This is a genomic window from Kitasatospora sp. NPDC101157 (assembly GCF_044768255.1).
In the GTDB taxonomy this organism is placed as follows: Bacteria; Actinomycetota; Actinomycetes; order Streptomycetales; family Streptomycetaceae; genus Kitasatospora.
In genome coordinates this window covers 105,285-132,185 of the sequence record NZ_JBIWPL010000019.1, presented here as the reverse complement: position 1 = coordinate 132,185, position 26,901 = coordinate 105,285, and the positions used below count along the sequence as shown (strand labels likewise).

The 26,901-nt window shown below is 70.9% G+C and carries 23 protein-coding genes and 2 pseudogenes; 13 read left to right on the top strand and 12 right to left on the bottom strand.

The features are described from left to right. Positions 1 to 262: 262 nt before the first annotated feature. From ACIRVF_RS30360 to ACIRVF_RS30350, 3 genes and pseudogenes are all read left to right on the top strand, one after another. Entirely contained in the window at positions 263 to 841 is a 579-nt protein-coding gene (locus tag ACIRVF_RS30360) for a dienelactone hydrolase family protein (protein WP_402824730.1), read from the top strand. A 242-nt stretch (positions 842 to 1,083) separates the two neighbouring features. Further along, positions 1,084 to 1,598: pseudogene (locus tag ACIRVF_RS30355) on the top strand (hypothetical protein); the annotation flags it as partial. Positions 1,599 to 2,272: 674 nt separating this feature from the next. Then, complete coding sequence (locus ACIRVF_RS30350; protein WP_402824728.1) at positions 2,273 to 2,680, top strand: DUF2690 domain-containing protein; 408 nt, start codon at positions 2,273 to 2,275, stop codon at positions 2,678 to 2,680. A gap of 1,277 nt (positions 2,681 to 3,957) precedes the next feature. Here the strand turns inward: ACIRVF_RS30350 and ACIRVF_RS30345 are convergent. Continuing rightward, a complete protein-coding gene (locus tag ACIRVF_RS30345; RefSeq protein WP_402824725.1) occupies positions 3,958 to 4,281 on the bottom strand; it encodes a hypothetical protein in 324 nt (107 codons plus the stop codon). Positions 4,282 to 4,892: 611 nt separating this feature from the next. Then, positions 4,893 to 5,354 (bottom strand): MarR family winged helix-turn-helix transcriptional regulator, encoded by a 462-nt coding sequence (locus tag ACIRVF_RS30340; RefSeq protein WP_402824723.1) that lies wholly within the window; start codon positions 5,352 to 5,354, stop codon positions 4,893 to 4,895. 108 nt (positions 5,355 to 5,462) lie between these two features. Between ACIRVF_RS30340 and ACIRVF_RS30335 the strand changes: the two genes are divergently transcribed. The 3 genes from ACIRVF_RS30335 to ACIRVF_RS30325 all read left to right on the top strand — a co-directional run bounded on the left by ACIRVF_RS30335 (position 5,463) and on the right by ACIRVF_RS30325 (position 8,260). Next, a complete protein-coding gene (locus ACIRVF_RS30335; protein ID WP_402824721.1) occupies positions 5,463 to 6,269 on the top strand; it encodes an alpha/beta fold hydrolase in 807 nt (268 codons plus the stop codon). Beyond that, a complete protein-coding gene (locus ACIRVF_RS30330) occupies positions 6,269 to 6,613 on the top strand; it encodes a hypothetical protein (RefSeq protein WP_402824718.1) in 345 nt (114 codons plus the stop codon). Before ACIRVF_RS30335 ends, ACIRVF_RS30330 begins: the two co-directional genes overlap by 1 nt. A 468-nt stretch (positions 6,614 to 7,081) precedes the next feature. Beyond that, entirely contained in the window at positions 7,082 to 8,260 is a 1,179-nt protein-coding gene (locus ACIRVF_RS30325; RefSeq protein ID WP_402824716.1) for an alpha/beta fold hydrolase, read from the top strand. A 359-nt stretch (positions 8,261 to 8,619) separates the two neighbouring features. Here the strand turns inward: ACIRVF_RS30325 and ACIRVF_RS30320 are convergent, their stop codons facing one another. Next, the gene (locus ACIRVF_RS30320; RefSeq protein WP_402824713.1) at positions 8,620 to 9,060 is read right to left on the bottom strand and encodes a nuclear transport factor 2 family protein; all 441 of its coding nucleotides are present in this window, start codon (positions 9,058 to 9,060) and stop codon (positions 8,620 to 8,622) included. Between the two features lie 138 nt (positions 9,061 to 9,198). Between ACIRVF_RS30320 and ACIRVF_RS30315 the strand changes: the two genes are divergently transcribed. Next, a complete protein-coding gene (locus tag ACIRVF_RS30315) occupies positions 9,199 to 10,113 on the top strand; it encodes a TetR/AcrR family transcriptional regulator (RefSeq protein WP_402824710.1) in 915 nt (304 codons plus the stop codon). A 916-nt stretch (positions 10,114 to 11,029) separates the two neighbouring features. After that, on the top strand, positions 11,030 to 12,055 hold the full coding sequence (locus ACIRVF_RS30310) for a DUF3710 domain-containing protein (protein ID WP_402824707.1): 1,026 nt from the start codon (positions 11,030 to 11,032) through the stop codon (positions 12,053 to 12,055). A 596-nt stretch (positions 12,056 to 12,651) separates the two neighbouring features. Here the strand turns inward: ACIRVF_RS30310 and ACIRVF_RS30305 are convergent. From ACIRVF_RS30305 to ACIRVF_RS30295, 3 genes are all read right to left on the bottom strand, one after another. Then, the gene (locus tag ACIRVF_RS30305) at positions 12,652 to 13,512 is read right to left on the bottom strand and encodes a hypothetical protein (protein ID WP_402824704.1); all 861 of its coding nucleotides are present in this window, start codon (positions 13,510 to 13,512) and stop codon (positions 12,652 to 12,654) included. A 581-nt stretch (positions 13,513 to 14,093) separates the two neighbouring features. Then, on the bottom strand, positions 14,094 to 14,444 hold the full coding sequence (locus ACIRVF_RS30300; RefSeq protein ID WP_402824702.1) for a hypothetical protein: 351 nt from the start codon (positions 14,442 to 14,444) through the stop codon (positions 14,094 to 14,096). A gap of 70 nt (positions 14,445 to 14,514) precedes the next feature. Then, complete coding sequence (locus ACIRVF_RS30295) at positions 14,515 to 14,658, bottom strand: hypothetical protein (protein WP_402824699.1); 144 nt, start codon at positions 14,656 to 14,658, stop codon at positions 14,515 to 14,517. A 574-nt stretch (positions 14,659 to 15,232) separates the two neighbouring features. Between ACIRVF_RS30295 and ACIRVF_RS30290 the strand changes: the two genes are divergently transcribed. Beyond that, complete coding sequence (locus ACIRVF_RS30290) at positions 15,233 to 16,165, top strand: SUKH-3 domain-containing protein (protein ID WP_402824696.1); 933 nt, start codon at positions 15,233 to 15,235, stop codon at positions 16,163 to 16,165. 287 nt (positions 16,166 to 16,452) lie between these two features. Here ACIRVF_RS30290 and ACIRVF_RS30285 read toward each other — a convergent pair whose 3' ends face one another. Then, entirely contained in the window at positions 16,453 to 16,881 is a 429-nt protein-coding gene (locus ACIRVF_RS30285) for a hypothetical protein (protein WP_402824693.1), read from the bottom strand. Between the two features lie 990 nt (positions 16,882 to 17,871). On the opposite strand from ACIRVF_RS30285, the gene ACIRVF_RS30280 reads away from it, so the two are divergent. Further along, positions 17,872 to 18,171 carry a chaplin family protein gene (locus ACIRVF_RS30280; RefSeq protein ID WP_402824690.1) on the top strand — a complete coding sequence of 100 codons (300 nt, stop codon included), beginning with the start codon at positions 17,872 to 17,874 and terminating at the stop codon, positions 18,169 to 18,171. A 434-nt stretch (positions 18,172 to 18,605) separates the two neighbouring features. Here ACIRVF_RS30280 and ACIRVF_RS30275 read toward each other — a convergent pair whose 3' ends face one another. Then, on the bottom strand, positions 18,606 to 19,247 hold the full coding sequence (locus ACIRVF_RS30275) for a hypothetical protein (protein ID WP_402824687.1): 642 nt from the start codon (positions 19,245 to 19,247) through the stop codon (positions 18,606 to 18,608). A gap of 678 nt (positions 19,248 to 19,925) precedes the next feature. Between ACIRVF_RS30275 and ACIRVF_RS30270 the strand changes: the two are divergent. Continuing rightward, a pseudogene (locus ACIRVF_RS30270) lies at positions 19,926 to 20,126 on the top strand (hypothetical protein); the annotation flags it as partial. A gap of 109 nt (positions 20,127 to 20,235) precedes the next feature. On the opposite strand, the gene ACIRVF_RS30265 reads toward ACIRVF_RS30270, so the two are convergent. Genes ACIRVF_RS30265 through ACIRVF_RS30255 form a run of 3 tightly spaced genes read right to left on the bottom strand, consistent with a single transcriptional unit; the run spans position 20,236 to position 22,489 of the window. Beyond that, on the bottom strand, positions 20,236 to 21,186 hold the full coding sequence (locus ACIRVF_RS30265; RefSeq protein ID WP_402824684.1) for an ABC transporter permease: 951 nt from the start codon (positions 21,184 to 21,186) through the stop codon (positions 20,236 to 20,238). After that, positions 21,183 to 22,070, bottom strand: a complete 888-nt coding sequence (locus tag ACIRVF_RS30260; RefSeq protein WP_402824681.1) for an ABC transporter ATP-binding protein — start codon at positions 22,068 to 22,070, stop codon at positions 21,183 to 21,185. The genes ACIRVF_RS30265 and ACIRVF_RS30260 overlap by 4 nt, the downstream gene beginning before the upstream one ends. Continuing rightward, the gene (locus tag ACIRVF_RS30255) at positions 22,067 to 22,489 is read right to left on the bottom strand and encodes a GntR family transcriptional regulator (protein ID WP_402824678.1); all 423 of its coding nucleotides are present in this window, start codon (positions 22,487 to 22,489) and stop codon (positions 22,067 to 22,069) included. The genes ACIRVF_RS30260 and ACIRVF_RS30255 overlap by 4 nt, the downstream gene beginning before the upstream one ends. A 259-nt stretch (positions 22,490 to 22,748) precedes the next feature. Between ACIRVF_RS30255 and ACIRVF_RS30250 the strand changes: the two genes are divergently transcribed. Beyond that, the gene (locus tag ACIRVF_RS30250; protein WP_402824675.1) at positions 22,749 to 23,084 is read left to right on the top strand and encodes a hypothetical protein; all 336 of its coding nucleotides are present in this window, start codon (positions 22,749 to 22,751) and stop codon (positions 23,082 to 23,084) included. Positions 23,085 to 23,106: 22 nt separating this feature from the next. Here the strand turns inward: ACIRVF_RS30250 and ACIRVF_RS30245 are convergent, their stop codons facing one another. Next, positions 23,107 to 24,072, bottom strand: a complete 966-nt coding sequence (locus tag ACIRVF_RS30245; RefSeq protein ID WP_402824672.1) for a hypothetical protein — start codon at positions 24,070 to 24,072, stop codon at positions 23,107 to 23,109. A gap of 556 nt (positions 24,073 to 24,628) precedes the next feature. Between ACIRVF_RS30245 and ACIRVF_RS30240 the strand changes: the two genes are divergently transcribed. Further along, the gene (locus tag ACIRVF_RS30240; RefSeq protein WP_402824669.1) at positions 24,629 to 26,899 is read left to right on the top strand and encodes a PQQ-binding-like beta-propeller repeat protein; all 2,271 of its coding nucleotides are present in this window, start codon (positions 24,629 to 24,631) and stop codon (positions 26,897 to 26,899) included. Positions 26,900 to 26,901 lie beyond the last annotated feature (2 nt).

Genomic DNA, 26,901 nt, shown 5'->3' with positions numbered 1-26,901 from the left:
GGCAGGGTGAAAGCCCCGCCGTCCGGACCGTCACCCAAACCGCACCACCACACCGCCAGCAACCAGGGAAAAGGGACAGACAGGAGGGGGTTGTCGGAATTTCCGGCAGCCTGAAAGCCGCCTCTGAGCTGCGGAAACGCTCCGCGTCGGGCGTAGGTGGCAGGGTACCTAATCCCGTCCGGCTGCGACCCGCAGATGTCAGTGGCGCGGGCCATACTCGTGCTGCGGTGCCGCCCGGAGACCGCAGCACGAGGGGAGCGACATGGCTGAGGTGCTGGTTTTCCACCACGGGCACGGGCTGACCGCCGGCGTCCGTGAGTTCGCCGAGCAGTTGCGACAGGCCGGACACACCGTCCACGTCCCGGACCTGTTCGAGGGGCAGGTATTCGACAGCCTCGAAGAGGGCATGGGTTACGTCGAGGATGTCGGGTTCGGCACGGTTGTCGCGCGCGGAACTGCTGCCGCCGAGGAACTGCCTGCGGAAGTCGTCTGCCTCGGATTCTCGCTCGGCGTCCTGCCAGCGCAGAAGCTGGCCCAGACCCGCCCTGGCGCAAAGGGTGCGCTGCTGCTGGAGGCTTGCGTCCCGGCCGCGGAGCTCGGCAGTGCCTGGCCCCACGATGTCCCGGTCCAGGTCCGTGGCATAAACGCGGATCCGTTCTTCGCCAGGGAGGGCGACGTGGACGCGGCCCGCGCGCTCGTCGAAACAGCCGTGGATGCCGAACTGTTTCTCTACCCCGGCAACAGGCACCTGTTCACCGACAGCAGCCTGCCGTCCTACGACGAGCAGGCCGCCGCACAGGTCTCTCATCGAGTGCTGGACTTCCTCGACCTCATCAAATAGCCCGGCATTTCGGCCAAGTCTGGCGCCTTGCCGACCCCGAACCTCGCGCCCCCGACCCGGGATCAGCGACGTGGTCCTGCCTCGCTGACCGCCTCACGGCCCGCCCACCGTCCCGGTGGACGGGCCGTGAGGCAGCTCCGCCCGGAGGAGCTACGGCAACGGCCCCAACTACCCATCGCGAACATGTAGTCTATGAATCGCCGCAGTTCAGAGCCGGTATCCGAGCTCCCGCGGTCGGTAAAATCGACGAGATCCACCGCCTCAACCCGCGCACCACCACCGGCGCCGAAGCCGCCGACCTGTTGAAAGACCTCACCGAACGCATCGGCGCGACCTTCGTCCACGACGGCATCGACGTCACCAGCACGGCCCTGTTCACCGGGTCCGCGGCGCGCAACTCGCCGCCCGCGCCAGCCTCATCGAACGCGGCGCCCTACCCGCCCGCCTCGGCAACCGCCGCCCCTTCACCGACCTCGTCACCGACCTCGAAGCGGCCCTCGACCTCCGGCGCCACCGGCCCGGCACTCTTCCCCGCCACGCCCCGTATCTCCACCAGCGCACCGCCGGACGCATCGGCAGCCTCGCACGCCTCATCCGCGAAGCCGCCCTCACCGCGATCCCCGACGGCACCGAACGCCGCCCGGTGAAGGGGCACCGGCCACCGAGACCAGCTGAGAAACCCTCAGAAACAGTAAGAACACCGCCCGGCACCGTCCGTCCGACCCGAGATGATCCGAGAACACCCCAAGATCAGTGAGAACCGGATGCCGACAAACGCCCAGACCATCTCAAGAACACCCCACCTGACCAGTCAAAACAGCCCTGACCAGCCAAAACGCCATCCCTGCCATTACGGCACCACAACGATCTCCAACGCTGAAGATCAAACCCACCCAACCCGCAATACCCCCAGCCCACAACCCTCGCCCAACGCCTCAGAACCCGCCCACCCGTTCTCACCGCACCCACAAAACCCCAGCCCACACACCACCCCACATCCCAACTACACCCCCCTCAAACCTCACGGGCATCGGTCCGGGCCACGACAGCGGTCACGGCTACGACGGTCACCGCCGCGGCGTACCAGACGGTGGAGCAGCGGGGTGTAGGCGGTCATGAGGCCGCCGGCCGGGCCGAGTTCGACGGCGGTGGCCCGGGTGGTCCAGGAGGCCCGGTCGGGGATCGCGGTGGGCCTGCCGGGGCGGCACCGCCGCGGGGTCGTTCAGGGCCCGGTGCACCACGGGAGGGCGTCGGCCGTGACGTGCGGCGCTGTCAGGGCCGACGCCCCGGCGTGCAGATGGTCCTGGCGCCCACCACGTCCCGGTGGGACGAACCCGAGCGTCCCTGGGAAGCCGGGACGCTAGAGGGACGGTCGCGCGGGGCCTGAGAGTGGGGTGCTGGCCCAACTTCCCGTACCACTCGGAGGACCCCGTGCGTTCCGCCACCCGCAAGGCCGCCACGATCGGCGCCACCCTGGCCCTGGCCATGTCCGGGGCCCTGCTTGCCGCCGCCCCGGCCTCCGCCGCCACCAGCTGCTACGCCAGCAGCTGCACCGGGCTGGACCCTGCAGCCACGACGTGCGCTGGCGACGCCATCACCGTCTCCCAGAACGGCCCGCTGGAGCTGCGCTACAGCCCGTCCTGCCGTGCCATCTGGGGACGGGATGTCGCCGGGATTCCCGGCGACTTCCTGGAGGTCTACAGCGACGCGGGTGGCAGGCAGACCGCCACCTGGTACTCGACCGGCCGCTTCTGGACCCCGATGCTCAACGACAAGGACGTCAAGTCCCGCGCCCACCTCAAGTCCTCCAACGAGGAGGACTGGACGGACTGGTACTAGAAACAGCCCTGCGGCCCTCGTCGAGCGACGTGCTCGACGGGGGCCGCGGTGTATCCGCGGGGCCAGCTGGCCCATGCCGGAAGCGGACCAGCTCGGTGTCCGTGCACTGATCCTGAGCCCGGGTTCGGCACACCGCGCAGCCGTGCGCGCATCTGGGGATCGTGGGGGCTGTAGGACAACGCGCCAGAACCCCCTCCCCTTGCCGAGTCCTCTGGCTACCCGCTGCGGTGTGCCCCGGGGACCCATCCAGAGGCGGCAGCCCCCTCACCCGTCACGCAGTGTCATAGCGACTACTGAACGCTACTTGTCCCCGGGCCCAGGAAGGTAAGTCAAAGTGGTGAGAACGCCACGAGGCGCCTCTGAATTGTGCAAACGGGCCGCGCACCGGATCAGGGCCGTCCGCGGAAACGAACCACCGGCCGAACCTCGAACCGAACCCCGGCCGACGCCCCGACGCAGCGGTGAGGCGGCACCGGGCAGCACCAGAACGGCGGCGCAGCAAGGCGCCGAGGCAGGGGCCTGGACGGCGGGGGCCGGGTACCCAGGGTACGGCCGGGCCAACGAACGACGGCGGCCGGGATCTGGCCCGCAGGCCGTGGCTCGCTGGGCACAGCACTTCGGGGGCGGCGGCACGGTGGGCGGCGCGGATGCGCCGAGGCGGCACAGCACCGGCCGGGCGGGGACCAGGCCCCGGGGCGGGGCGCAGCCCCACCGCCAAGGCCTCCCCCGAGGCGGCCCCGGGCCCTGTCCCACCCTCGACTGTCGCGTCCTCACCACACGCGAGGGATCACGAATATCCACCCACGTCACAGGCCGCGACAACACCCCACACGACAGGCACCCGACAGCCCCGGGACAGCGGTCGCCGAGGCCAGCGCCGAGGCGGCCCCGGGGAAACGCCGCCCACCGGCTCCATGCCACGCGCGAGGCATCCCTGACGACGTCCACCAGGACCGCGCCACGACAACCCGGGGCCACAAGCCCGCCGGGCGCGGCGGGGCGCAGCACGACGGCGGCGGGACCCGGCCGGCGCCCGGACGGGCGGCGAGGCGGCCGCGGGACGCAACCGCCTCGCCGGCTCCTGGCCGACGACCACGACCAGGAGCAGCGATCCAAGCGACCCGCACAACCGGCGAGAACCGGCGGCCACGCGCCGCTTGATGGCTCGCGCGAGCCATCCCCGGGCGAGCAGCGTGCATCGTTGCGCGTCCGGGCCCTGTACGCCCGCCGCTCCGGACCCACCGGTCGGTCACCGATGGCCTACCGAGAGGGAGCCCCTACTGAGGGACGTAGAAGCTCACCCCATCGGGAAAGGCGCGCTTGAGGTAGAACGACATGTCGCCACTCGGCAGGGAGTCGATGGCTCCTCCCTTGCAGTCGGGACCGGCGTGGACCCTGATCGTGGTGTTCAACTCGTTGTCGATGTACACCGCGCTCCCGGGGGTGGTCGCTACGGCCTTGTAGCAGCCTGCCGTCGGATGGGCATAGATGCGGTCCGGGTCGCGGTAGACGCAGTTTTTTTGGATGTCCTGGTCCCGGACCAGGCAGAAACCGGCGCCTGTCCGGACAGTTCCGGTGGCGGCCTGCGCGCTGGTCGGCATCAGGACGAACAGACTTCCCGCGGCGGCGAGAGCACACGCATCTTTGTGAGCACGGACGCGGAATCTGGTGTCGGTGTGCGGGAGCCAGCCGGTTTCCAACTGACGCCCACGACCAGGAGCAGCGACCCAAGCGACCCCAACAGCCGGCCAGGACCCGCGGCCGCCCAGACGCCACTTGCTGACTCGCGCGAGGGGAAGTGGGCGGTGCCGCGCTGCACGGCGGCGGCGAGTTCCAGGAGCTCGCGGTGGCCGGCCTCGCCGGTGGCCGGGATTTCGACGCGCGAGGTAACAAGCTCGACTTTCGACGTCTTCGTCAATCGCCGTGTGGGTCGCAGGGGTGGGAGATGTAGCGTCATCTGCGTTCACGGCGGAGATGTTCGGGGTGTTCGGGTGTTCACACGCACTGATCAGCGCCGGTGGGGGCTGGCACATACACGCGAGCTGCAGACTCTCCTCGCGACCTGGGCCGGCACATGCCCAACGTGCCACCGCGACATACCCACACAAGCCCAGACCTGACCAGGCCCTACCAGGCGACGGTACCCCGGGACGACGTGGATGGAGCCCGTCACGGACGCGGCCCGCTAACGCCCCCGCCCACCGGCTGGCGCTCACTGCTGCGCTTCGGCGGCCTGTTCCTCGGCGGCGCGGCGGATGGCCGAGGTGCAGCGGGCGAGCAGCGTGCGGAGCTGCGCGCGCTCGTCGGGCGTGAGATCCTCGGCCATCGCGCGTTCGATCGCTGTGGCGCGTTCGTCGGCGAGGTGCAGGGCGGCTCGGCCCTGCTCGGTGAGTCTGGTCTCCAGGACGTTGCCGTGCCAGGGGTGCGGCGCGCGCTCGACGAGCCCGCGCTCGGTCAGGTTCCTGAGCACCACGGCCATGGCCTGCGGCGTGACGTTGCAGGCGCGGGCGAGCGCGGCGCCGCTGATTCCGGCATTCTCGGCCAGCACGAAGAGCGTGGCGTACTGCGGCACGGTGAGCCCGGCCGGCTCGACCGCCGCTCGCTTGGCCGCCATCAACTCCTGTTCGGCCCCCCGGATGTCGACTCCGAGGCGCTCGCCGATCGGCATTCCCATGGCGTGATCGTACAAGCCCACCATGCTCGGCAACTTCGTTGACAATCATCAATACTTTGATGATGATCGACGTGCTGATCATCGCGACAGCCTTGATGAGGGGGAGTCATGCCCATGCCCGCGTCCACGCCTACGCCGCACGTACTCGACCGTCCGAACGCCCGACTCGCCTACCACGCAACGGGAGAGGGGCCGGTGGCCGTCTACGCCCACGGTGCCCTCTCCAGTCGCGACCACGAAGGCCGGATGGGCTTCATGGACTGGTCGCCCGTGGCCGCGTCCGGCCGCCGCCTGGTCGAGTTCGACGCCCGCGGGCACGGCGGGTCCACCGGGCGGGCCGTCGAGGCCGACTACACGTACCCGGCGCTCGGGGACGACCTGCTGGCCCTCTGCGACCATGTCGCCCCGGGAAGCCCGATGGCTGCCCTGGGCTCCTCGATGGGCGCGGCGACCGTCCTCTGGGCGGCGGTGAAGGCGCCGCAGCGCTTCGACCGTCTGGTGCTGGTCATCCCGGGCCCCGCCTGGCAGGCGCGGGCCGAGCGCCGGTCGGGCCTGGAGGCGGCGGCGGACCTCGTCGAACGGGAGGGCGGGGCGGCGCTCGTCGCCGCGATGCGGCAAGCCGGCCCGCCGTCCGCGCTGGCGGGAGTCGAGGACTTCCCGCCGGAGTTCAACGTGCCGGAGCGCCTGATGCCGACGGTCCTGCGCGCGGCAGCCGCGAGCGACCTGCCGGACCCGGCGGCGCTGCGTGCCCTGCCTCATCCCGCCCTGATCCTGGCCTGGGAGGGCGACCCGTCCCACCCTGCCGAAACCGCCGAGGCCCTGGCGGATCTGATGCCCGCCGCCCGGCTCCACGTCTCCCGTGACCTGGCGGACATCCGCACCTGGGGCTCTCGGGCGGCGGCGTTCCTCTCCTGATGGGCTTTCGCATCGAGCCCGGCTATGCCGTCCCCTGGTCGTTCACCCGCCCCGACGGCAGTGTGGAGAAGGGCACGCTCCGGATCACGACACCGGAAACCCTGCCCCTGCTTCGAGGCGGTGAGTTCGTGGCCGGCGCAACCTTCTGCTACGACGGCAACGACAGCCTCCGGACGAAGCCCGAGGACGGCACTCTCGTCTGCATCGCCGTGAAGGGCGACCACCAGCTCCGCTCGGTGCACACGAATCAGGACTGGGCGGTGACGCGTTCAACCGGGCGAACGTGGACGCGAACGCCGAAGGGGACGCCGCAAAGTTCGCCAAGGTCATCAACGCGGCCGTGAGCGGTGTGACCTTCAGCGATTGGTCAAAGAAGCTCACCAGTACCGAGTCGGGTACGCAGCGAATCCATCCTGGAGAGCGGCGAGTACGCCGAGAACGCGAGCGCGACGATCCACCTCTCCTGACCCCGGTCGCGGGCGGAGCGCCCGGCGGCCCTTGAACCACCGCGTTCCGAGGCCGTGCCGCTCCGACCGTGGACGGAGCGGAACAGGGGGGAGCGGGGGGCCGGTCCGGCCCGCTGAGCGAGCAGTCGGCTCAGGGCCGGCACCAGTCGCAGGATCCCGCCCGGTGCGCGGCCACGGGGTGCCGGTCAGCGGGATCGGACCCGCTCGATGTCCTCGGGGGCCAGGTCAGTGTGCACGCGGTCGACGATAGCCCCATGCCCAGATGCGCCGACCGGACAGGTTGGTTGCGTTTGCCGAGTCGTGATCGCTTGACTTGTACCAAGGTCCAACGCTGAGGCTTGGGGCATGGATGAGACAGATGAGCAGTTCGGCATCGCGGAGGTCTCGGCGCGGATCGGTCTGGCGCCCGACACGCTGCGCTACTTCGAACGTCAGGGGATCGTGCCGTCTCCTCGGCGCGACAATGCGGGCCGTCGCCAATACACGACGGCCGATGTCGAGCTGATCCGCATGTTGGTCCATCTCCGTGAGACGGGGATGCCACTCGCCGACATTGCGCAGTTCACAGGCGCCGACGACAAGGTGACAGATCCGGCCGGCCTCCGGCTGGAGTTGCTCACGGCTCACCGCCGTCGCGTCCAAGATCGCCGCGATGACCTGGACCGTGCCCTCGAAGTGATCAGCCGCAAGATCGCGGACTACAGCGAGCGAACCACGAGTTCGCTGGAACTCCTCCACCGGCCGGACTGCACGATCGCCTTCAGCGCCCAGGGCGAGGGGCCACTGCTGTTCCTCGTCGGCGCGCCGGCGGGACGAGCTGGCTTTGCAGCACTGGCACACGAGCTTGCAGGACGGTTCAGGGTCGTCACCCACGATCCGCGCGGCATCGGTGCCAGCCGCGCGGTATCGGGGATGGCTGCCCCCACACCCGAGGTCCTGGCTGAGGACCTTGCTGCACTCGTCGACCGGTTCACCGGCGGGCCTGCGCTGTTCGTCGGTACCAGTGGTGGTGCCGTGACACTGCTGGAGCTGGCCAAGCAACATCCCGACCTGGTCGACCGGGCCGTCTTGCATGAGCCACCCCTTGTAACTCTCCTTAACGACGCGGACCTGGCGGACCGCGCTGCGGCAGCGTTCACAGCAGCGGAAACCGACCCCCAACGGGCGGTGCAAGAGTTCTTCGATCTCAGCGGCGCAGGCCACTACACAGGCCCAGATCAGACGCCTCCCAGGCACATGGCTCTACCCGAACTGCCGGCTGAGGAACTCGACAAGAACCGCTACTTCCTGGGGCGAATGGCCGGCCCCACGGTCTTCTACGTGCCCGACATCGAAGCCACCCGCCGGATTTCGGTGGCGCTGTGCGCCGGCGCGCTGAGCCACCACCAGATGGCGCGCCGAGCCACCCAAGCACTCGCTGGCCAGCTGGGACTACCTCTGGTCGATATGCCCGGCAACCACGTGGGCGCAAGCGCCGAGCCGGCAGAGTTCGCCCGCGCCGTTGTGCCCCTACTCGAACGCTGAACCGGTCCTCGACACCGGCACACCGACCCAACACCCCCAACCCACCCACCACAACCACCACTTGCTGACCCGCGTAAGCCATCCCCCCAGGCGACCTCGGCGCACGGCCGCGAGCAGCAGACGGCGAAGGTCCGGCGGACCGGACCCAGCAACCCGCAAGGCTCACTCACTGCGTCCCAAGTCGTTCAGTGTCTCGATCTGCCGGCCCCGACGAGGGAGGGAAAACCCCCGGCCGAACCGCCGCCGCTCAGACGGGACTTCACCCCGATCACCGCACCTGTGACCCCACCACAGGTGCCCGCCGTGCCTGGGGGGAGGCATGGCGGGCACCTGCGGGGCCTGGGAAGCGTGCGACGGGACTACTTGGCGAGCGACTCCGCGTACGGCTTGAGCATCCCGGCGACCTGCGCGCCGCGCAGCACGCTCGGGTAGTCGCGGTAGTGCTTGATCTTGCCGTCGACCACCCGGATCACGCCGACCGAGGAGAGGAACGAGAACGGCTCGCCGCTGGTGGTGTTCTTGCCCTCGACGGTGAACTCGACGGTGACCGTCTCGGGGTCGGTGCTCTGGTGCACCTGGGCCGAGACCCGGTGGAACTCCATCACGTTCGACATGGGGCTGTCCCGCACCAGCAGCGCGCGGATCGCGTCGATGCCCTCGAACCGCGACGGCGCATCCGCCAGCGAGAACGGCAGCTCGTAAACGCCGTCGGCCGCGAACTCGTCGACGAACGCCGCCCGGTCCTTGACCTCCATGGCCGCACGCAGCCGCTCGACGACCTGCACGGGGGTAAACGGCACGGGACACTCCAGGTGACTGCTGGGGCCGCGTTGTCCGGGCCCCAGGACCGGTGGAAAATCGAGGATGAACTCCGATTGGACGATACGGAGAATTTTTTCCGGAAGTCAAGCAGCCGGACCACCGCCAAAGGAGGCAGGATGACCGCCATCGGGACGACAGCCGCGCAGACCGCGCCGCGGCGAGCCGACGCCCGGCGCAACCGGGCGCACATCCTGCAGGTCGCCCAGGGGCTGCTGGCCACCGACGGCCTGCGGGTCTCCTTCGACGACCTGGCCCGGCACGCGGGGGTCGGCGTCGGCACCGTCTACCGGAACTTCCCGACCAAGAACGACCTCTTCCGCGCCGTCGTCGCCGACGGCATCCGCCGGGCGACGGCCGAGGCGCGCCGGCTCTCCCGGAGCGACGACCCGGCCCAGGCACTGCTCGGCTTCTTCCACCGGCTGACCGAGCAGGCCACCCTCAACAAGGCACTGTGCGAAGGCTTCGAGGCGCCGGACGGCGACCCGGGGCTGACCAGCGACCCGGAGGCAGAGCGGGACTTCCTGGCCGCGCTCGGCGAGCTGCTCGCCCGCGCGCAGTCCACCGGCGCGATCCGCGCCGACCTCGGCGCAGCCGACCTGCGGGCCCTGATGGTGGGGGCGGCGACCGCCGAGCGGGCCCGGGCCGACGGCACCCGCCCGGGGCGGATGACCGCCCTGCTCGGATCCGTCCTGCGGGCCGACGCCGCGGACGGCACGCCGGGGGCTGTCACGAAACCCCGGGCGGCCGTCCCGGACCGGAACGAAAGCCGGGACCGCTTCCCCTCCAGTAACGAAACGTTTCGTTACGACCTCCCGGACGGAACCCCGTACGACGGAACCCCGGACGGGGCGGCGGGCCCCGCCCCGCTGGACGCCGTCCGCTGCGAGCTGTGCGGCCGCCCCGTCCCGACGGCCCGCACCGGGCGGCCCGCCCGCTTCTGCGGCGCCGCCTGCCGCCAGAAGGCGCACCGCCGGCGCCACGGCACCGGCACCGCCCGGCCCGCGGGAAAGAACGGGGTCAGCGCCCCTTAAGCACCGGTGGCGGCACGGCGGGCGGCGCGGATGCGCCGAGACGGGCGCAGCACCTGCCGAGCGGGGACAGGACGGTGGCAGGGCGGGGCGGTGCAAGCGGGACAACCGCACCGCCAAGGCCTCTCCTGAGGCGGCCCCGGGCTCTGCCCCACGGGTGTCGCGTCCTCACCACACACGGGCGATCACGGGTATCCACCCACGTCACAGGCCGCGACAGCACCCCACGCGACCATCCCCACGACAACATCGGCGCAGCCGCGAGCAGCAGGCGGTCAACGCCGGCGGGCGCACGGACGGCGGCGCGGACGACCACCCAGACCCCGCCGGGACGGCGCCGAGGCAGCCGACTACGGACGGCGGCCAAGGGACCGGCCCGGGCGACGGCGAGCAGCAGCGGCGACGGAACGATGGGCGGCGCGGATGCGCGCCAGGCGGCACGGTGCAGGCGGGGCGCAGCCTCAGCCCCGAGGCCTCTCCCGAGGCGGCGCCGACCCGTCCTCGACGGCGGCCTGACGGCCACCCACACCACACCCCTGGCCCCGCTGCCAGTACCGCGCCAGGACTGCGCCGAGGGGGCGCAGCGAGGCGGCCGCAGGGGTCGGCGGCCGGCGGAGCCCAGCCCAGGACGCAGCACCGCAGCGACCAGGACGGCGTCGAGGACGGCGGCCGCGCCGCCAAGCGCTACTTGATGACTCGCGCGAGCCATCCCCACCAGGCCGGCAGACGGGAGCGAGCACGAGGCCGGCGGGCCAAGCCGCGGCCGGTACACCACCGGCGCGGACCGTCCTCGTCCATGCCCTGCTCAACGACCGGGGCTTATTGCCTACCTGCACGAGGTAAGACTCTCAAGAGCTGACAGGGGAGTCTGCGGGGGTGGGGGATGACGGAACCGGGTCCACGGACCGTTAGCGGGCGGATGCTGTACGCGTTCACCCGGGGGGATGACAGGGACTACAAGCACTGGTCCTCCGGACTTCGGCAGGACGCGCAGGAAGGCGAAACCTGGCAGGACCTGCTGGAGGAAGCGTTCCGCCGGATCGTCGAGCTCAGGTTCGGCCCGTCGGTGAAGCTCTGGCAGGTTCTCAAGTTCATGGCGTGCAAGCGCCCGTGGCCCGCTGAATCAAGCCGGAACTACGTCAAGCACTCGGCGGACAAGACGGTGTCTCTCATCCTGTGGGCCGCCGGCGACGCCGACGTCGAAACGGTGGCGAAGCTCTCGCACCACGAGATCGTCACCTATGAGCTCTACCTGTTCCTGGGCCTGGTCAATGACCTGAAGCTGTCGGACGCGGAGCTGATCGGCGTCATCACCGACGCCGAGCGGTTCACGGCACACCGGGCGGGGCTGCCGTACCCGATGCGCCCCGGCGGGCCCGACGAGTCGGCCTGCGGGCAGGGGCGCGCCGAGCGCGGGAGCACCACCGGGCCGTGGGACGTCACGGAACTGGCCGAGCCCTGCCTGGGCCGGCTGGACCTGGGCCACCTGCTGATCCCGGCGATGGAAGGGATGGAGATCCGGCCCCACCGGCACGGCGAGGTCATCACCAGCGTCGACCTGATCATCGGTGGCATCGAGGTGAGGCTGTCGGCGTTCACCGCGGCCGGTGCCGAAGACGGCTGGGACCGGATCAGGTCCGAAATGGTCCGCAATCCCGAACTGTTGGAGCGAGGCACTCTGTTCGAGGAGGTTCCCGGCCCTGCGGGCCCCGAGGTATGGCTCCAGCTCCCGTACTGGGAGGACGACACCCGAAAGCTCCATCGCCGACGCATCGTGGGCGCGGACGGGCCGGGCTGGTTCTGCAAGGCCGACGCGACCGGGCAGGACATCTTCTCCCCGGCGTACCGCGACCTGGTGGACCGCCTCTTCTCCGGGATGGTCGTAGTGCCAGGCACCGATCCCGCCCCGCCCCGCACCTTCCTGCCCCTGTCCCTCCCTCAATAGGCAACCATCCGATCCCAAGGAGCCCGGAAGACACACACGCCCTTCCGGGCGCAGCACAAACCGCTCCCGGCGGTTGTCGCAACCACCTTTCGCGCCCCCACCACACATCGGGAGACAGGCGGGCAAAACCGCCAAAACACACCAAAATAACCAAGTGACCCCACCGCAGGCCCCACCCCGGAAGAGGCGGCGGGGGCGCAGCCGGCGGCCAGGACACCGGAACGCAGGGACACACAGGGACGGCACCGAGCCGGACGACGGATCAGGCCCCCGAGACCGGACAGCGCCCCGACCTCACCCACCCACGCGGCCGGCCCCACCCGGACGCCAGGAAGAAACAGCCCAGCGCAGCGACCGGACACACCGACCAACGCCCACACCACCCACCACAATCACCACCAGACAGGGCCCCCGAAGGTAAGTCGAGGTGGTGAGTTCGGCCCGGCACCCCCGACGAGCAGGTGATCATGGCGGAAGCGATGATGTCGAGCTGCGGGTTGCCATTCGGTGAGACGGATCGGGGATGCCGAGCTCAGGATCATGACACTTCTTGGTTGGCACCATCGGTGACTGAACTCCGACGGGTTGACGGCCCATCAGTCCGACCCGGCCATCACCAGCATCCAGCAGCCGGCAAGGGCCGTGAGCGCGGTCGCACCCAGCGCCAGCAGCCAACTGACCAGCCACGAGGGGAACGCCAGCAGCACCACCGCATCCAGGCCGGCCGCGCCGAGGACCGCCGCAAGCGCGGGAAGGTGAACCCCCGGACGGAAGCGCCGTAGTTGGGCGACCGCCTCCGCTTCCACCGCCCCCACCACGGTCAGGACCAGACAGGCGCCGACCCCCGCCATCAGCGCGACGTAACCGAGCAGGTCCGAGAGGATCCCGCCGGACACCCCCGCTCGCGCCCCCAGATCCGGCCTGGTCTGGGCGTAGAGGACTTCGACCTGGTCGCCGACGGCCGGCTTGCCGATGAACCGCTGGTCCTTTAGCACGAGAGGCTGAGGTCCGGCCGTCCAGGGCACCTCGACCTCGACATCCGCCCCGTACTCCACTCGCTGGTTCTTCATCACTTCGACCTGCCGCGGCGTACCGAGCACCCGCGCGACGGGAACGTCGTACTGTCCTCCGCCGGCCTGCCGGACCTGCGCCTCCCAACGGGCCGCGGCACCGTGATGCCCGAACGCGGGCATCACAGCGTCGAGGCAGAACAACCCGAGGGCCAACCCGAGCGCCGCGCCGACCACCCGGTTGTCCCACCGGGGCTCCGGGCGCCCGCCACCCCGTGCCGCCAGCGACACGACGATCCACAACACCACGCACGCCGCCGCCTCCACAACGGGCCACACCCGGTCGGCCGGCAGCACGGGCGTGAGCGCGAGAACACCACGCAACTCCACCCACCCAGCCCGGATCCCTGCCAGCAGCGCCAGCCAGCCCGTCAGCCTGGTCAACATCCCCGCCATGGTGAAACCCCCGCCCCCCGTGCCCCCCGTGGGCCGGAACGAGGCTAGCAAGCCATTCCTGACCACGCCCGGTTGCACCTGAGCTGAGAAGCCCGTTGTCCAGCCGAGCGTGATCGTTGAGTTTTCGCTGTTGAGACGACGAGCGAACTAGACCAAGTCGCCCGAGAGGGGGCAGCATCCGCGATCTTCACCAACTTCACCGAGACGAACGAGGCCGAACTCGCCACGCTCGCCGCGACTCCGCCACGCTCACCGAGACCGGACCGTTGCGGCTGCTGCGCGACCTGGTCTGTTTCGACGCGCGGGGAAACGGTGGAGCGGGCAGCGGCCGGGCCGGCGCCGCTTGATTCGACGCGCGGGGAAATGATGGCGCGGCTGGCGGGTGCACTGGCGACCGCGCCGGGTCCATCGCCCGCTGCGGCGACCGGGCCGGGCACCGGCGGCCGGTTCGGCCGGGGCGAGCGCGGCGGCGGCCGGGCCGTCGGTGTCGACGCGCGAGGAATCAAGGCGGGCGGCGGGCTCGGGAGTGGGTGTCTGGGCGCGGGCCTGCTCGGTGCGCAGCCGGGTGGAGGTCATCTCGTAGCGCAGCACGTGGGCCTTGCGAACGAGCCGCTGTGTGGCGCCGGTGAGCTGGTCTCCAGGAGCGCGAGGGCCTGGTCACAGCGCGGGTCGTCGCCCTCGCCGCGGCGGGCCCGTTCCAGGTTTTCCAGGAAGCGGGCGGTGCTGCGCTGCACGGCGGCGGCGAGCTCCAGGAGCTCGTGGTGGCCGGCCTCGCCGGTGGCCGGGATTTCGACGCGCGAGGTAACAAGGGCGTCGGCGACGGCGTCCTGCTGGTACTCGGCCCGCCCACGCCGATACGCCTTCGAGGAACAGACCCGCCCGCAGTAGACCGGGCGGCGACCCGGTTCCGAGGCACGCAGCACGGTGCCGCACTCGCGGCACCGCGGCGCGTCCAGCTCGACTTCAATTCCTCGCTCGTCGATTCCGGAACTCTCAGGAGAACGGGGAGCGCTCCACCGGGAGCAGTCGCTCGCCCAGCGGCTGGTCCACCGTGGTGCCGGAGTGGGAGAACAGTTGAGCCAGCGGGTCCCTGGACACCAGTGGGCGCCGGGACGGACGGCCGGATTGATCACTCATGGCTGACGGTCCGTCACCCGCGTGCTGACCCCCGGCCGGCCGCACGGCCCTGCGAACGGCCGTCCCTCAGCACGGTTGCTGCGCCCCGTCGCCCGGTCGGTCCGCGCCGGCGGCGCAAGCCATCGCCCCCACGGCGCCGCCGGTCGCAGTCACCTTCCTGCACCGGGAGCTGCCCGAGCCGCCTCCGGCCGAGCGGGTCCGCGCCGAACTCGACCAGCTCGTCGTCGAGGCCCCGCACAGCTTGGCCGGGTACGACCGCAGGCTCTTCGCCCACTGGAATCCCGCAGTACGGGACCCGCGAAGTCGCCCTCAAGCGCGACGGCCGGGACGTCGTCCGGGACGACCAGTGCCGGGCGGTGGCCGGCACCTGGACCAGCCCCTTACGACGGCAAGACCTTCATCGACGCCAAGGCATTCGACATCGACCACCTGGTCCCGATCGGGTCCTACCGACCTCCTGACCGGCGTCGCCACGACCTCTTGATCCCCGGGGTACCGGTTGACTCCTGCTCTACGTCAACCGGTACCATCAATCGATCAAACGTTCTGTCAGTCAATCGTTAAAAGAAGAAGCATGCGCTTCGACCCCCGCGCCGAGCTCGTCCTCCTGTCCGCCGGCTGGGTCCCCGATCGCTGGTCCGGTCTGGCACTGGCCAAGGCGGCCGCAGAATTCGAATCCTCGGGTAACGCACTCCCCGGGTACGCGTTGAAGTTCTTCGCCGAGTTCGCCGGTCTCTCGCTCCGGTTCCCGAATCCCCGCGATCCGAAGAGCCTCACCGGTGTGGACTTCGGCTGCGGCACCAGTGCCCTGCACCCCTTCTCCCTCTCCAGCTTCTGCCGCGAGGCCGGTGAGGACCTCTGCGTCGTCGGGCTGGGCGTGTCGGGCAGCATCGGGTTCTACCTGCTCGGCGCCTCCGGTGCGTTCTACTGCGCGTGGGACGACATCCACTTCCTCGGCCGGGACTTCGCCGAGGGGGTGCTCCGCACGGTGACGGCCAGACGTCCCGGCCGTCCCCTGCCAGGGTCCGCAGCCCGGCCTCGCCTCACGGCCGCCCCGCCGCGACCGTCGAGGCTCCACCGCCTACCGACCCGTCGCCGGTGGAGCGCCCGTCCTCGACTTCCTTCGGACGCAACAACTCTGGGCGAACCCGTTCACGTGCGAATTTCCGTGACCGGGGGTGAGGCATCCGCAGAGGCCGAGTCACTCGCCGACAAGCTCCGGGCCCATCCGGAGATGCTCGACGTGCGCCTCACCAGCCGGGCCACGTGCCCTGAGGAACAGATACCGGTACAGCACACCGTCTCCGTGGTGGTCGGCGAAGTCGGCGGCCTCTCGGACCTGGCCCGGGCCTTGAGCTTCTGGCTCCGCGGACCGCGGCCCCATGCCGTCCGCCTGACGGTCCACCGTGCCGGGACGAGGCCGGTGGAGATCAACCCCCGCAAGGCATGGGAGGAGGACATCGAGCTGTTGCTGTGCGGCCGAACCCGCAGCGCGAAGTCCGACTGAACTGGAGGTCTCGACCATTCACCCAGGGTCGGAGACAGGCAACAGGGCTACACCGTCGTCACATCCAGTAGTCCGCCCGTCAAAGGCAACTTCTTCCCGAACTACCGGGACACCTTCAGCCCGGTGCAGCTCGACGGACCGGCAGGCCCGAGCCGTGCGACCTGTGCCGCGGGGCACCCGGCACCGCCGACTCCCCCGGCCTCACCGCCGTCAGTCCGTCACTCAGGTCGAACGTCGGCCTGTCCCGCTCGTGGCAACGGGGGCCCTCGTTCCGTTGACGCTCGGGGTCAGCTGCCGCCCGTGTCCCTCAGGCGGGCGTCCCGGCCGCCGTCGGTCAGCTCCGCCCACCGCTCGTACTCCTGGCGGACATACGGCCGCGCCGAGTCCTCCCACCTGGAGGAGCTGGGCCCGGCCGGACCCAGGACGAACCGGCCGTCGGACAGATCGAAGGCGACCAGCTCGTACGCCGTACGCGCGGCCTCCGCGGCGTCACACTCCTCACCGCTCTCCAGCGCCAGCCGGTCGGCCAGCGCTGCCCGGCGCAGCCGGAACTCGCGTTCCAGGGAGGCGCGCGGGTACTGGCCGCTGTGCCTGAGCGCGGTCTGCAGGCGTGTCACCGCGGTGTTCTCGGCAGCCGGTCCCAGGGCGGCGGCGTACGCGCTCTCGGGGGAAGGGGCGTCGGATCGCGCGCCCCCGCTGGGGTCGTACTCAACCAACTGCGACAGCTCCTCAGATCGACCTGGCGAAGGCCATTGCCGGCCGCTACGCAGGGCGCCAGGAACGGTCCGGTCTTTCCTTCGACCGGCCGCCCAGACTACCTTCCGCGTTCATCCGATGACGGCATGTCTACTAGCGAGTAGGAGTAGAGGAGATCCGGTGCCTTCGCCACCGGTGTCCGCGCGAGCGCGGCGGCGTCCGACAAGAAGCAGCGCCCCTTCTACCACCACCGCGGGCCAGCACTCGAACGGAGCCCGGCGGCATGGCGCGACCGGCGAAGCCAGGCGCCCGGGGACGGCGCGGCGACTTGGGCCTGGGCGGGGCTGGCGGAACGCAGCAGCCCCGGGACGGCTGGCAGACCGCCACCACCCAGCCGCACCGGCAACGGCGAAGCAGCCGCGGCCGGCACGGCGACCCGGCGAGACGGAGCGGGGAGCGGCGGACCGCGCCGGGACGGCGCCAACGGCAGGCTCGCCGCCGGCGGCGAGCGCCGGACGACGGCAGGGCGAGCGGGGGGCGGGCCGGGCGCAGCGACCCCGGACAGCGGGCGGCCAACGGCATCGACGGGCACGGGGCGGAGCGCCACCGGCGGAAGGCCGGTGGGGCGACAGGCCGGGATGGCGGCCGGTGTGCGGGACGAGCGGCGGCGGCCGGGCGACGGCGAGCGGGACAGCAGCCCGGCGCCTACCGGGCGGGACGAAACAGGGCTGCCCGCCAGACGGCTCGCGGCAGCGCGACGGCGGCGGCCGGGACAGCAAGCGCGAGGGCGACCGCCGACTACCAGGTGGGACGCAGCAGGCGCACCCGGCAAATACTTTGACCAGTAGGACGCCGGGCCCTTCGAGGCAGCCGCGACCCAAATGCGGTCCCGCCCTACGTGACCGCAACGCGGGTCGGAACCGGAATGGCGTCCGATTTCTGGTTCCTGGCTTCCAGCCAGGTTGGATCAGGCACCTGTGACCGCGACCCGGCGGACTCGTTGTTCCGGCATGCATGCACTGCGTGACACTGTCCGGGCCGGCACCGTGGCATTCGCTGCGGCTCCAGGCCTCGCTGCGGCGGCTTCCCCCGCCACGGCGGGCGGCATCGCACCCATCGCCTCCCCGGCCTTCGACACCACTTGCACCACCTTGAGCCACACCGTCAGTGCAACCGGTATCACTGCCTACACCCCCGGTGTGCTGTCCAACGTCCTACAGATGCCGGTTGACAGGCCTTACCAGCACTGCGGCAGTGCCGACCTCTTTGATCTCAGCCACAGTTTCAACCACGACAATATTGATATTTAACGCATCACGGTCCTGCACAACTGTAGTGCCCGGCCCACCTGCCGGCGGTGCACCATCTCCTGGACGGCGGCCTGACGGCCGCCCACACCACACCCCCGGCCCCGATCCCCGGACGGCCCGGACGGCGGCAGGACCTCGCGGCGGCGAGCGAGGGTGGGGACGGCGACGGCCCAGGTCGCGGCGCAGCTGGGCCACAGCGAGGCGGGGCGGGCCGGCGGGCGGGGCTGCACCCGGCGACCGCCGAGACCTGCGCGAGGCGGAGCAGGGACCGGCATCGGCGAGCCGGCCCCGCCCCGAACGGGCGGCCCAGCCCGGCCCCACCACATCCGGTCGGACCGAACCCGCCGCCAGCCCGGCCACCCTGCTCGGCCGGGCCGCCTTCGCGGTCCTGCCGCAGGCCGGCCGAGCGAAGGCCTGGGCGCGGGCCCGCTGGTCTACTGCTCCGGCGGCATGGCCGGGGCGGGCAGGTCGAGGACCCGGGCGAGGGCGGCGGTGACGGGAGCCCGGTGGCCGGGCAGGTGCCGATGGGCCCAGTCGGCGGCCAGCGTGAGGAAGTCGGCCAGGTCGCGCTCGACACCGGCGAGCAGGCAGCGGAGTTCGGTGACGGGCAGTTCGATCACTGGGCTGTCGCTCTGCTCGGCGTTGACCGTAAGCCGGACCGTGTCGCCGAAGCGTTGCGCGACGGGTGAGACGGGGTCGTGGCCGAAGCCGAGCAGGCCTCCACTGTCGGCGAGCCGGTGCCAGTCGCGCCAGTCCTCCAACCCGTCGCAGCAGCCGGGCTGGAACACGGTGCCGTCGGAGTAGTCGGTGACCCGCAGGCCACCCTCTGCGAGAGGGGTGTCGAGGGTCAGCAGTCCGTGAAGGAACGAGCCGAGCGGGTCGGCGGGGCGGGGCGGGCGGTCATCGTCGGGTCCGATGTCGTTGCAGCCGGCGATGCACATCACCGCTGTCCCGACCTCGGCGGGTGAGAGCCCGCCGCCGAGGGGCAGGAAGCCGGTCGGCTCGATCTCGGCGACGGGCCACAGGTCGAAACCGTCATGGGCGCGTATCTCCAGGACGGCTTGCATCACGATCATTCGGCAAAGTGTTCCTCATCGCCCGCCCTTGACGCCTCCCGATTACGACGGGCCGCCGCGATTCCACCGAGCCTGAACCAGCACGGGAGCTGAGCACCTTCGGCTGTACCACCCTGAGCAGATACTCCCCTGTACGCGGGCAACCACTCGATCTGGCGGGTGGGCGCGGTTCACGGTGACCGGGTCGACGTCCTCCCGCTCACACATCACCAGGTACTCGGCCAGTCCGCGGGCATAGGCATCGATCGTCCTCGGCGCCCGACCGAGATCGGTCCAGATCTGCAGCCACACCGCCGCCTGCTCGTGCCGGCCCAGCACCGGCCACTTCTCCGTCAGCACCACCGTCGCCGCTCAAGCCATCTCCCAAGTCCGTGGGTGCACCGGGTAGACATGATCACCCCGACAGATTCCACGTAACTTCTAAGATGATCAGAAGGCAGATGTTCGGCCGTGCGAAGCTCGACCTTCTCCGCAACTCCTCGCGTCCTAGAAGATCGCGGAGGGCGGCTTTCACGTGAGTCGAGCTGCCGGGCGGCGCGGGTGCCAACGACCGTCATACTCCTCGTGCGGGTGAAGAGCGTCCGCCACAGGTCAATCACGTCGCGCCACCAGGGAAGGAGCGATGAAATGAGGTGGCGCTCCACCGATGGGAACGCCACTCACAGATGGGAGACCACCGTGATCGTGCGCATCATGGGCGAAGGCCAAGTGAAGCTGGCCGACTCGCACTTCGCCGAGCTGAACGCTCTTGACGACGAGCTGCTGGCGGAGATGGAGAGTGGCAACGAAGAAGGGTTCAGAAGGTGCCTGGGCGCCCTCCTGGACACAGTGCGCCGCCTCGGAACTGCCCTGCCCGACGATGCGCTGGAGCCCTCCGAGCCAGGACGACACCACGCGCGGCCAGGCGCCGGGCGCAGCCGGCCGCGACCAGGGGTCTTGCCGGATCCGGTCGCGGCGACCACCGTCGCGCGGGAGTGCTTAACAGAGGTCAGGCGATCCGGCGGATGCGGCGGACAGCGAACCAGAGCAGCGCGGCTGCGAGTGCGACAAACACGCCCGTTTCGATGGCCTGGAACTCCCAGAACCGGTTCGCTGGCTGGTAGACCACCCAGTTGTATGAGCCTGGTCCCAGTCCCGGCACTCCGCAGTCGCTCGGCGCTTCCGTCGGGCAGCTGACCACGCCGTCAGGCAGAACCATCTGGCCTGCGGCGTTGCGCACGCCCTGGGCTTGGACCCAGTTGCCCGCGACCCGGTCGGCCGTCGTCGGCGCGGGTCCCTGGATGCCGTAGGTCACGGTCTTGGCCGGCATGAAGTGCGGTCGCGCGAACACCTCGATCGGTGTCCGTACCATGACGAAGGCCCCCAGCGTGGTCGCCATCGCCGGCAGTACCCGCGACCACACCGTGCCGGCGAGGATTCCCAGCGCCAGCGCGAACAACGTGTAGCCGACCGGCACGATGCCCTGGACGTCGAAGTACCCGTAGCCGAACCGCCCAGCGCCGGCGGCCGCCAGTGGGCCGATCCACCAGGACACCCCGACGGCATAGACGGTCGACAGCAGGACGCCCGCCGCTCCGAGCAAAGCGAACTTGACCGTACTCCAGCGCGATCGGCTCACCCCCTGGGTCCATATCAGCCGGTGGGTACCGCTCTCGACCTCACGGGCGATCAGGGGCGCGCCGAAGAACAGCCCGACCAGGAGTGGCAGCAGCATGAACAGGATCGCGACGAAGCCGAGACTGCCGAACTGGTTGTCGAACTGGTTGGCCACGCGCTCGCACGTACTGCCCCTGCCGGCCTGGCATGCGGCGAGCCCGGAGCTGTCGAATACCGCGTGCATGCGCAGCCCGGTCGGGACCATGACTGCGGTGAGCAGCGCGAGCGCGAGGGCGGCGAGCAGGGTTTGCTTGCGGTGTTGGCGCCAGGTCAGCCAGATCACGCGGTCACCTCCGGGGTGGTGCGGGTCGACGGGGTGCCGGCCGCGAGGTGGGCCAGGACGACGTCTTCGAGGGTCGGCTCGCGCACGGTCCAGGCCGGATCGGTGAGCGGGCCGGCGGTTCGGACCAGCAGCGTGGACTGGCGGTCGGTATGGCTGGCGCGGATCACCTGCACGACGCCCGGGATCGGGCCCTCGGTGCGCGGGCCGACCAGGATGCGGTGGTCGCCGAGCAGATCGTCGACCGGTCCGGCCAGTCGGACGCGTGCGTCGCGCAGCACCACCAGGTGGTCACAGGTGCGTTCCAGGTCGGTCAGCAGGTGTGAGCTGAGCAGCACGGTGGCGCCGGTCTCGGCCACCGCGTCCATCAGTGCCTGCATGAACTCGTGCCGGGCGAGCGGATCGAGTGCCGCGATCGGCTCGTCGAGCAGGAGCAGCCGCGGCTGCTTGGCCAGCGCGATGGCGAGTGCGACCTGGGCGCGCTGGCCGCCGGACAGGGTGCCCACCGCCTTGCCGAGCGGGATGCCGGCCCCGTCCAGACGGCTACGGGCGACGTCCGCGTCCCAACGCCGGTTGAGCTTGCCGCCCATGGTGATCAACTCGGTGGCGGTGAAGTCCCGGTACAGCGGGGTGTCCTGGGCGACGAAGCCGATGTCCGCCAACGCGCGGGTGTTCCCGCGCGGCTCCTCCCCGAAAACCCGAACCCGCCCCTCGTCCGGCTGCAGCAGGCCGACCGCAAGGTGTAACAGCGTGCTCTTGCCCGCGCCGTTCGGGCCGACCAGCGCGGCGATACGGCCGGCCGGCAGCTGCATCGAGCAGTCACGCAGCGCCCACGTGCGCCCGTACCGCTTGCCCAGGGCGTCGGTTTCCAACGCCAAGTCCGTCATGTCTCTCCCTCGGTTGTCCGTGCTGCTACTGCCGTCGGGGCGTCGAACGCGGCCCGTACTGTGGTGTCGATCAGCGCCGAAAGATCGTCCCGGCTGAGCCCGGCCACCCTCGCCCTGTCCAGCCACGCCACCAACTCGGCGCGCAGCTCGGCCTGGTGCTGCAGCGACGGACCGGCCAGCGTCCCCACGAGGAAGGTTCCGACCCCCGGCCGCCCCTCGGCCAATCCCTCGTGCTCCAGTTCCCGGTATGCCTTCAGGACCGTGTTCGGGTTGATGGCCAGGGCGCGCGCCACCTCCCGCACCTTGGGCAACTGATCCCCGGGCTGTGCCAGCCCGACCCGCAGCGCTTGTTTGACCTGCAGTACCAGCTGCATGTACGTGGCCACCCGCGAGCGGCCGTCCAGTACGAACTCGATCACGAGCAGTTCTCCTACTGTCTTATGACAGTAAGACAGCTTCGGCATCGCAGGGCCAACTGTCAAGCGGGAGTAGGGAAACAGCGTCCCTCGGAACGGCCGATGCAGCGGTGCCGCCCCGTTGACCAGCCCGGACGGGCCAGCGGCGCCTGCCCGTCCGACAGGTGGGCGGCCTCGGCGGGGCGGCCCCCGGACGGGGCGGACCCTCGCCGGGTGGAGCTTTGCGTGCAGCATGCGGTCCTCCCACCACGGATCGTCTGAAGTGGAGACCAGCACGGCCACCAGCTCGCGCCTGGTCGGGACCGGCAGCACCACCGGGCCCAAGTCCTCTGCAGCGCGGGACTGTACACACTCGGGGCACTCCAGCCGATCCGGCCTGGCCTCCTCCCGCAGCTCCAGCGTCGAGCTCTCCTTTCCCCCGATCGAGCCCCGGCACGTCCAGCACGGGCGCAGCGGGGCGTTCGCCTCCCGGGCGGCCTCCAGCTGCTCCTGGATCTCCCGTTCCAGGCGCTCCTCGCGGTCCTGGTGGCAGGGCCGGCAGCGGCCGCCGGGTCGGGAGAAGGTCCTGGACGAGGTGCCGCTGCGTGCCTCAGCTTGACGGCCCACCGCCCCAGGGGTCCTCACAGCACTGCTGCGGGGGCCTTCGCCGCGAGCATTTCGTCGATGCAGCTGCGCAGCGCGAAGCCGGGGGCGTCGCACCAGGTGAGCCACGGCACCGACCGGAGCAGGTCGTCGTACCGGGGGATGCCGGGGTCGGCGAGGAGGGTGCGGAGTTCGTCGGGGGCGGGGTCGGTGACCAGGCACAGCCAGGCCAGACCGGCGCCGATGCGGATCTCGGGCGGTCGTCCCGGGTCCGACCAGAGGTCCTGGGCCCACCGGGGAGCGTGGTCGTCGTGATGTTCGCGGGCGAGTTGGGCGATGGCCAGGATCAGGCTCACCCGGACCACCGCGTCGTCTTCTTTCGCCTGCCTGGACCGCAGGGCCGAGGAGACGCGCGGGGTCTCGTCGGTCGCGGCCGCCAGGACGTAAGCGGTCATGGATCGGACCTCGGGGTCGGGGCTGTCGAGAAGCGGGAGCAGGAGGGGCAGGTCGTCCGTGACCGCCCGGCGGGCGGCCTGGATCGTCCAGTCCACCGGGCACATCGTGCTGCCCTCGACCATCAGCGGTTCCTCGGCGACCTGGAGCAGGCCCTCGCGCGATCCGTCCCCCATGTGCTGGCACCGGCCGATCTCGGCGACCAGGTGAAGGATTTGGGCGCAGAGTTCGGGCCGCCCGGTTGTCGCGATCCGGATCAGGAACGGCACCGCCAGGGCTCCCGCCGCGATCGTGGTGCCCTGGTGGTGAAGATTCGTCCAGAGCTGCAGCAGAGCCCTGTCGGCGGCCTCGGCGTCCCCCGACGCGAGCGTGGCGAGCAAACCGGGGATCTCCTCGCCCGGACCGTAGAAGTGCGGGAACCGCTGCCAGGGGACCTTGTCGAACCTGAACCCGTCCTTGACCTCCGGCGGGATCGCGCCCACGGCCACCCGCACGTCGCAGTCCGTGCCGGCCCACCGTTCCGGCCAGCCGGCCCAGAAATCGTCGTCCACGGCTTGGCCTTCCAGTCCACCGACAGCATCCGAACGCCGGGAGTCTAGCCAGCGGTGATCAAGAGGCGGACCGATCTGCCTACTCCTGGGTGGGGGCGGACCGCTCCTGGGTGAGGAAGATGTTGAGGCCGCTGTAGGTGAGCGGGGTGTCGAGACCCCACCACCGATCAAGATCAAGTGGCAGAAACCTACCGTCCATCAAGATCGTCCAGTCAAGCTCATTTGTCACACAAAGCGAGTGATGACCCGTCTCACGTTAGTTTGACCCGTCTCACCGAACTCTGAGTGCGGCACCCCTGGCCAGAACGGGGGCTCCACGTTGAACTCGCCCGCAGCGGAACGGGGATCGTCCTGCTCTCGGCGCGTGGATCTCCAACACCAAAAGCCGCCGCGCCGAACTCACCGCCTGGCAACTCAACCAGCTCGCCCTGCTTGGGCTCGACCGGCGCTGCCCCCGTCCGCGCCCAGCGTCTTCGCGCAATCCCGGATGATCGCCTGTCATGTCCGCATGGTTCGGCCTAGCCTGTGAGGGCTTGCGGGACGGGGAGGGGAAGCGGTGGAGCAACTGGGACCCACGGATCCACGACAGGTCGGGCCGTACACGCTGATGGGGCGGCTCGGAGCCGGCGGCATGGGCGCGGTGTACCTGGGGCGCTCGGCGGGCGGGCGGAGCGTCGCGGTCAAGGTGATCCGGCCGGAGCTGGCCGAGGACAGGTCCTTCCGCGCCCGCTTCCGGCACGAAGTCACCGCGGCCGGCCGGGTCTCGGGGGCGTTCACCGCGCCCGTCGTCGATGCCGACACCGAGGCCGCCACGCCCTGGATGGCGACCGCCTTCGTGGTCGGCGTCCCGCTGCAACGGGCGGTGACCACGCACGGCCCGCTGCCCGAGGAGACGGTCCGTACCCTCGCCGCCGGGCTCGCCGAGGCGCTCGGCGAGGTGCACAGGGCCGGGCTGATCCACCGCGACCTGAAACCCGCCAACGTGATGCTGGCCCTCGACGGCCCGCACGTCATCGACTTCGGCATCTCGCGCGCCGCCGACGGCACCGGGCTCACCACCACCGGCTCCGTCATCGGCTCTGCGCCGTACATGTCCCCCGAACAGGCGATGGGGACGCAGCTCAGCCCGGCGAGCGACGTATTCTCGCTCGGCTCGACGCTCGCCTACGCGGCCCTGGGCGCCCACCTGTTCGGGGAGGGTGCGGGGGCGGCGGTGCTGTTCCGGGTGGTGAACACCGAGCCCGACCTGAGCGGGTTGCCGCACGGGATCCGGCACCTCGTCACGGCGTGCCTCGCCAAGGACCCGGCACACCGGCCGACGCCGCGTCAGCTCGTCGAGCTGGTCGAACGGATCGGGCGGCCGGCCGGGGAAGGCGGTTGGCTCCCGCAGGCCGTCGCGGCGGACGTGCTCGGCGTGCGGCAGCTGCTGATCGCGCTGCCGAAGGCGCCACCGCTGCCGCCGGTGCCGCCGGAGCTGCCTCCAGGGGCGGCGCCGCAGGGCGCGGGGTCCGGACGCCGCCCGGGGCGCCGCGCGGTGCTGCTCGGTTTCGGCGGCGTCCTCGCGGCGGCGGGCGCGGCCGGCGCGGTCGCCCTGCTGGGCGACCGGGGCGGCGCGGCCGAGGCAGGCGGCACACCGGCCGCCGGCGCGAGCGGCACGCCCGTCCCCCTGGTCCGCCCGTCCGGTGCCGACGTGGCCGAGGCCAAACCGCTGTGGCAGGTCACTCAGGCGAGTCCCAGCGCGCAGGTGCTGTGCGCCGACGGCGTGACGGTGTGCGTCTCCCTCCAGCACATCTGGGGTGTGGACGACAGCGGCCGGACCAAGTGGACCCTGGACGACACCACCGCCGGCGGCGTCTTCGCCATCGCTCCGAACACCCCGTGCCTCGTCGCCGGAGCGGACGGCGGCCGGCTCTACATCCCGGTGGGAACGGGGTCGCTCGGCGCGGGGGCCGGGGTGCTCGGCGCGGTGAAGGTAGCGGGCACCCAACTGCTGAGCATCACCCTGGCCGACGGGAAGATCGACTGGAAGGCCCCGTTGGAGCAGACGAACACCACGGGCGAGACCTTCTTCGCCGGAATCCGCGACGGCAAGGCCTACCTGCTGGGCGCGGGCGACGGCAAGGACCATGGCATCCTCCCGACCGGCAGCCACGTCTGGGCGGTGGACCTCGCCGCCCACCGGACCCTCTGGTTCCACGGCGAGGACACCTTGATGGTCCAGTCCGCGCTGCTGCCGGGCGGCGACCGGCTGATGGTCACCAACTTCGACGAGCTGAGAGCCCTGGACGCGACGGGCGCGGTGGCGTGGTCCCGCAAACTCATGGCGTTCGGCATCGCCGCCGCCGGGGGGTACTTCCTCGCCCCCGACGTTCAGGGCACGGTGACCGCGGTGGACCCGAAGGACGGCGGCCCGGCGTGGACCCTCGGCGGCGTCATCACACCCTCCCTGCGCGGCGGCGGCCTGGTCACCGGCGAGGACGGCAAGGTCGTGTACTTCCTCGGGAAGGACACGGACGGAGGAGTCTCGCTCGCCACCGTGGACCCGGCCAACGGCCGCACCGGCTGGCGGGCGCCGCTGCCGCTCGACGATCCGGAGGCCAAGTTCCTCGGCGCCCGACTGCTGTACGCCGACGGCACCGTCTACCGGATGGGCCCGGACGCGGTGCTCTGGGCCCTCGATCCGGCGAACGGCAAGCCACGCTGGAAGTACTCCGGGCTGAAGGGCCAGGACACCACGCGGCTCGCCTGGGCGGCCGGCGCCGGACGGCTCTGCGTGTCCGACACGGCCACCGAGACGGTCACCGCCCTGCCCGCGAAGGGGGCCTGAGC

Bases quoted from the DNA above. Each gene is read 5' to 3' on its own strand.
- ACIRVF_RS30360 (WP_402824730.1), top strand. From the start codon at position 263: ATGGCTGAGGTGCTGGTTTTCCACCACGGGCACGGGCTGACCGCCGGC.
- ACIRVF_RS30345 (WP_402824725.1), bottom strand. From the start codon at position 4,281: ATGCCGACCAGCGCGCAGGCCGCCACCGGAACTGTCCGGACAGGCGCC.
- ACIRVF_RS30340 (WP_402824723.1), bottom strand. From the start codon at position 5,354: ATGGGAATGCCGATCGGCGAGCGCCTCGGAGTCGACATCCGGGGGGCC.
- ACIRVF_RS30335 (WP_402824721.1), top strand. From the start codon at position 5,463: ATGCCCATGCCCGCGTCCACGCCTACGCCGCACGTACTCGACCGTCCG.
- ACIRVF_RS30330 (WP_402824718.1), top strand. From the start codon at position 6,269: ATGGGCTTTCGCATCGAGCCCGGCTATGCCGTCCCCTGGTCGTTCACC.
- ACIRVF_RS30325 (WP_402824716.1), top strand. From the start codon at position 7,082: ATGGATGAGACAGATGAGCAGTTCGGCATCGCGGAGGTCTCGGCGCGG.
- ACIRVF_RS30315 (WP_402824710.1), top strand. From the start codon at position 9,199: ATGACCGCCATCGGGACGACAGCCGCGCAGACCGCGCCGCGGCGAGCC.
- ACIRVF_RS30310 (WP_402824707.1), top strand. From the start codon at position 11,030: ATGCTGTACGCGTTCACCCGGGGGGATGACAGGGACTACAAGCACTGG.
- ACIRVF_RS30305 (WP_402824704.1), bottom strand. From the start codon at position 13,512: ATGTTGACCAGGCTGACGGGCTGGCTGGCGCTGCTGGCAGGGATCCGG.
- ACIRVF_RS30295 (WP_402824699.1), bottom strand. From the start codon at position 14,658: ATGAGTGATCAATCCGGCCGTCCGTCCCGGCGCCCACTGGTGTCCAGG.
- ACIRVF_RS30290 (WP_402824696.1), top strand. From the start codon at position 15,233: ATGCGCTTCGACCCCCGCGCCGAGCTCGTCCTCCTGTCCGCCGGCTGG.
- ACIRVF_RS30280 (WP_402824690.1), top strand. From the start codon at position 17,872: ATGCATGCACTGCGTGACACTGTCCGGGCCGGCACCGTGGCATTCGCT.
- ACIRVF_RS30275 (WP_402824687.1), bottom strand. From the start codon at position 19,247: ATGATCGTGATGCAAGCCGTCCTGGAGATACGCGCCCATGACGGTTTC.
- ACIRVF_RS30260 (WP_402824681.1), bottom strand. From the start codon at position 22,070: ATGACGGACTTGGCGTTGGAAACCGACGCCCTGGGCAAGCGGTACGGG.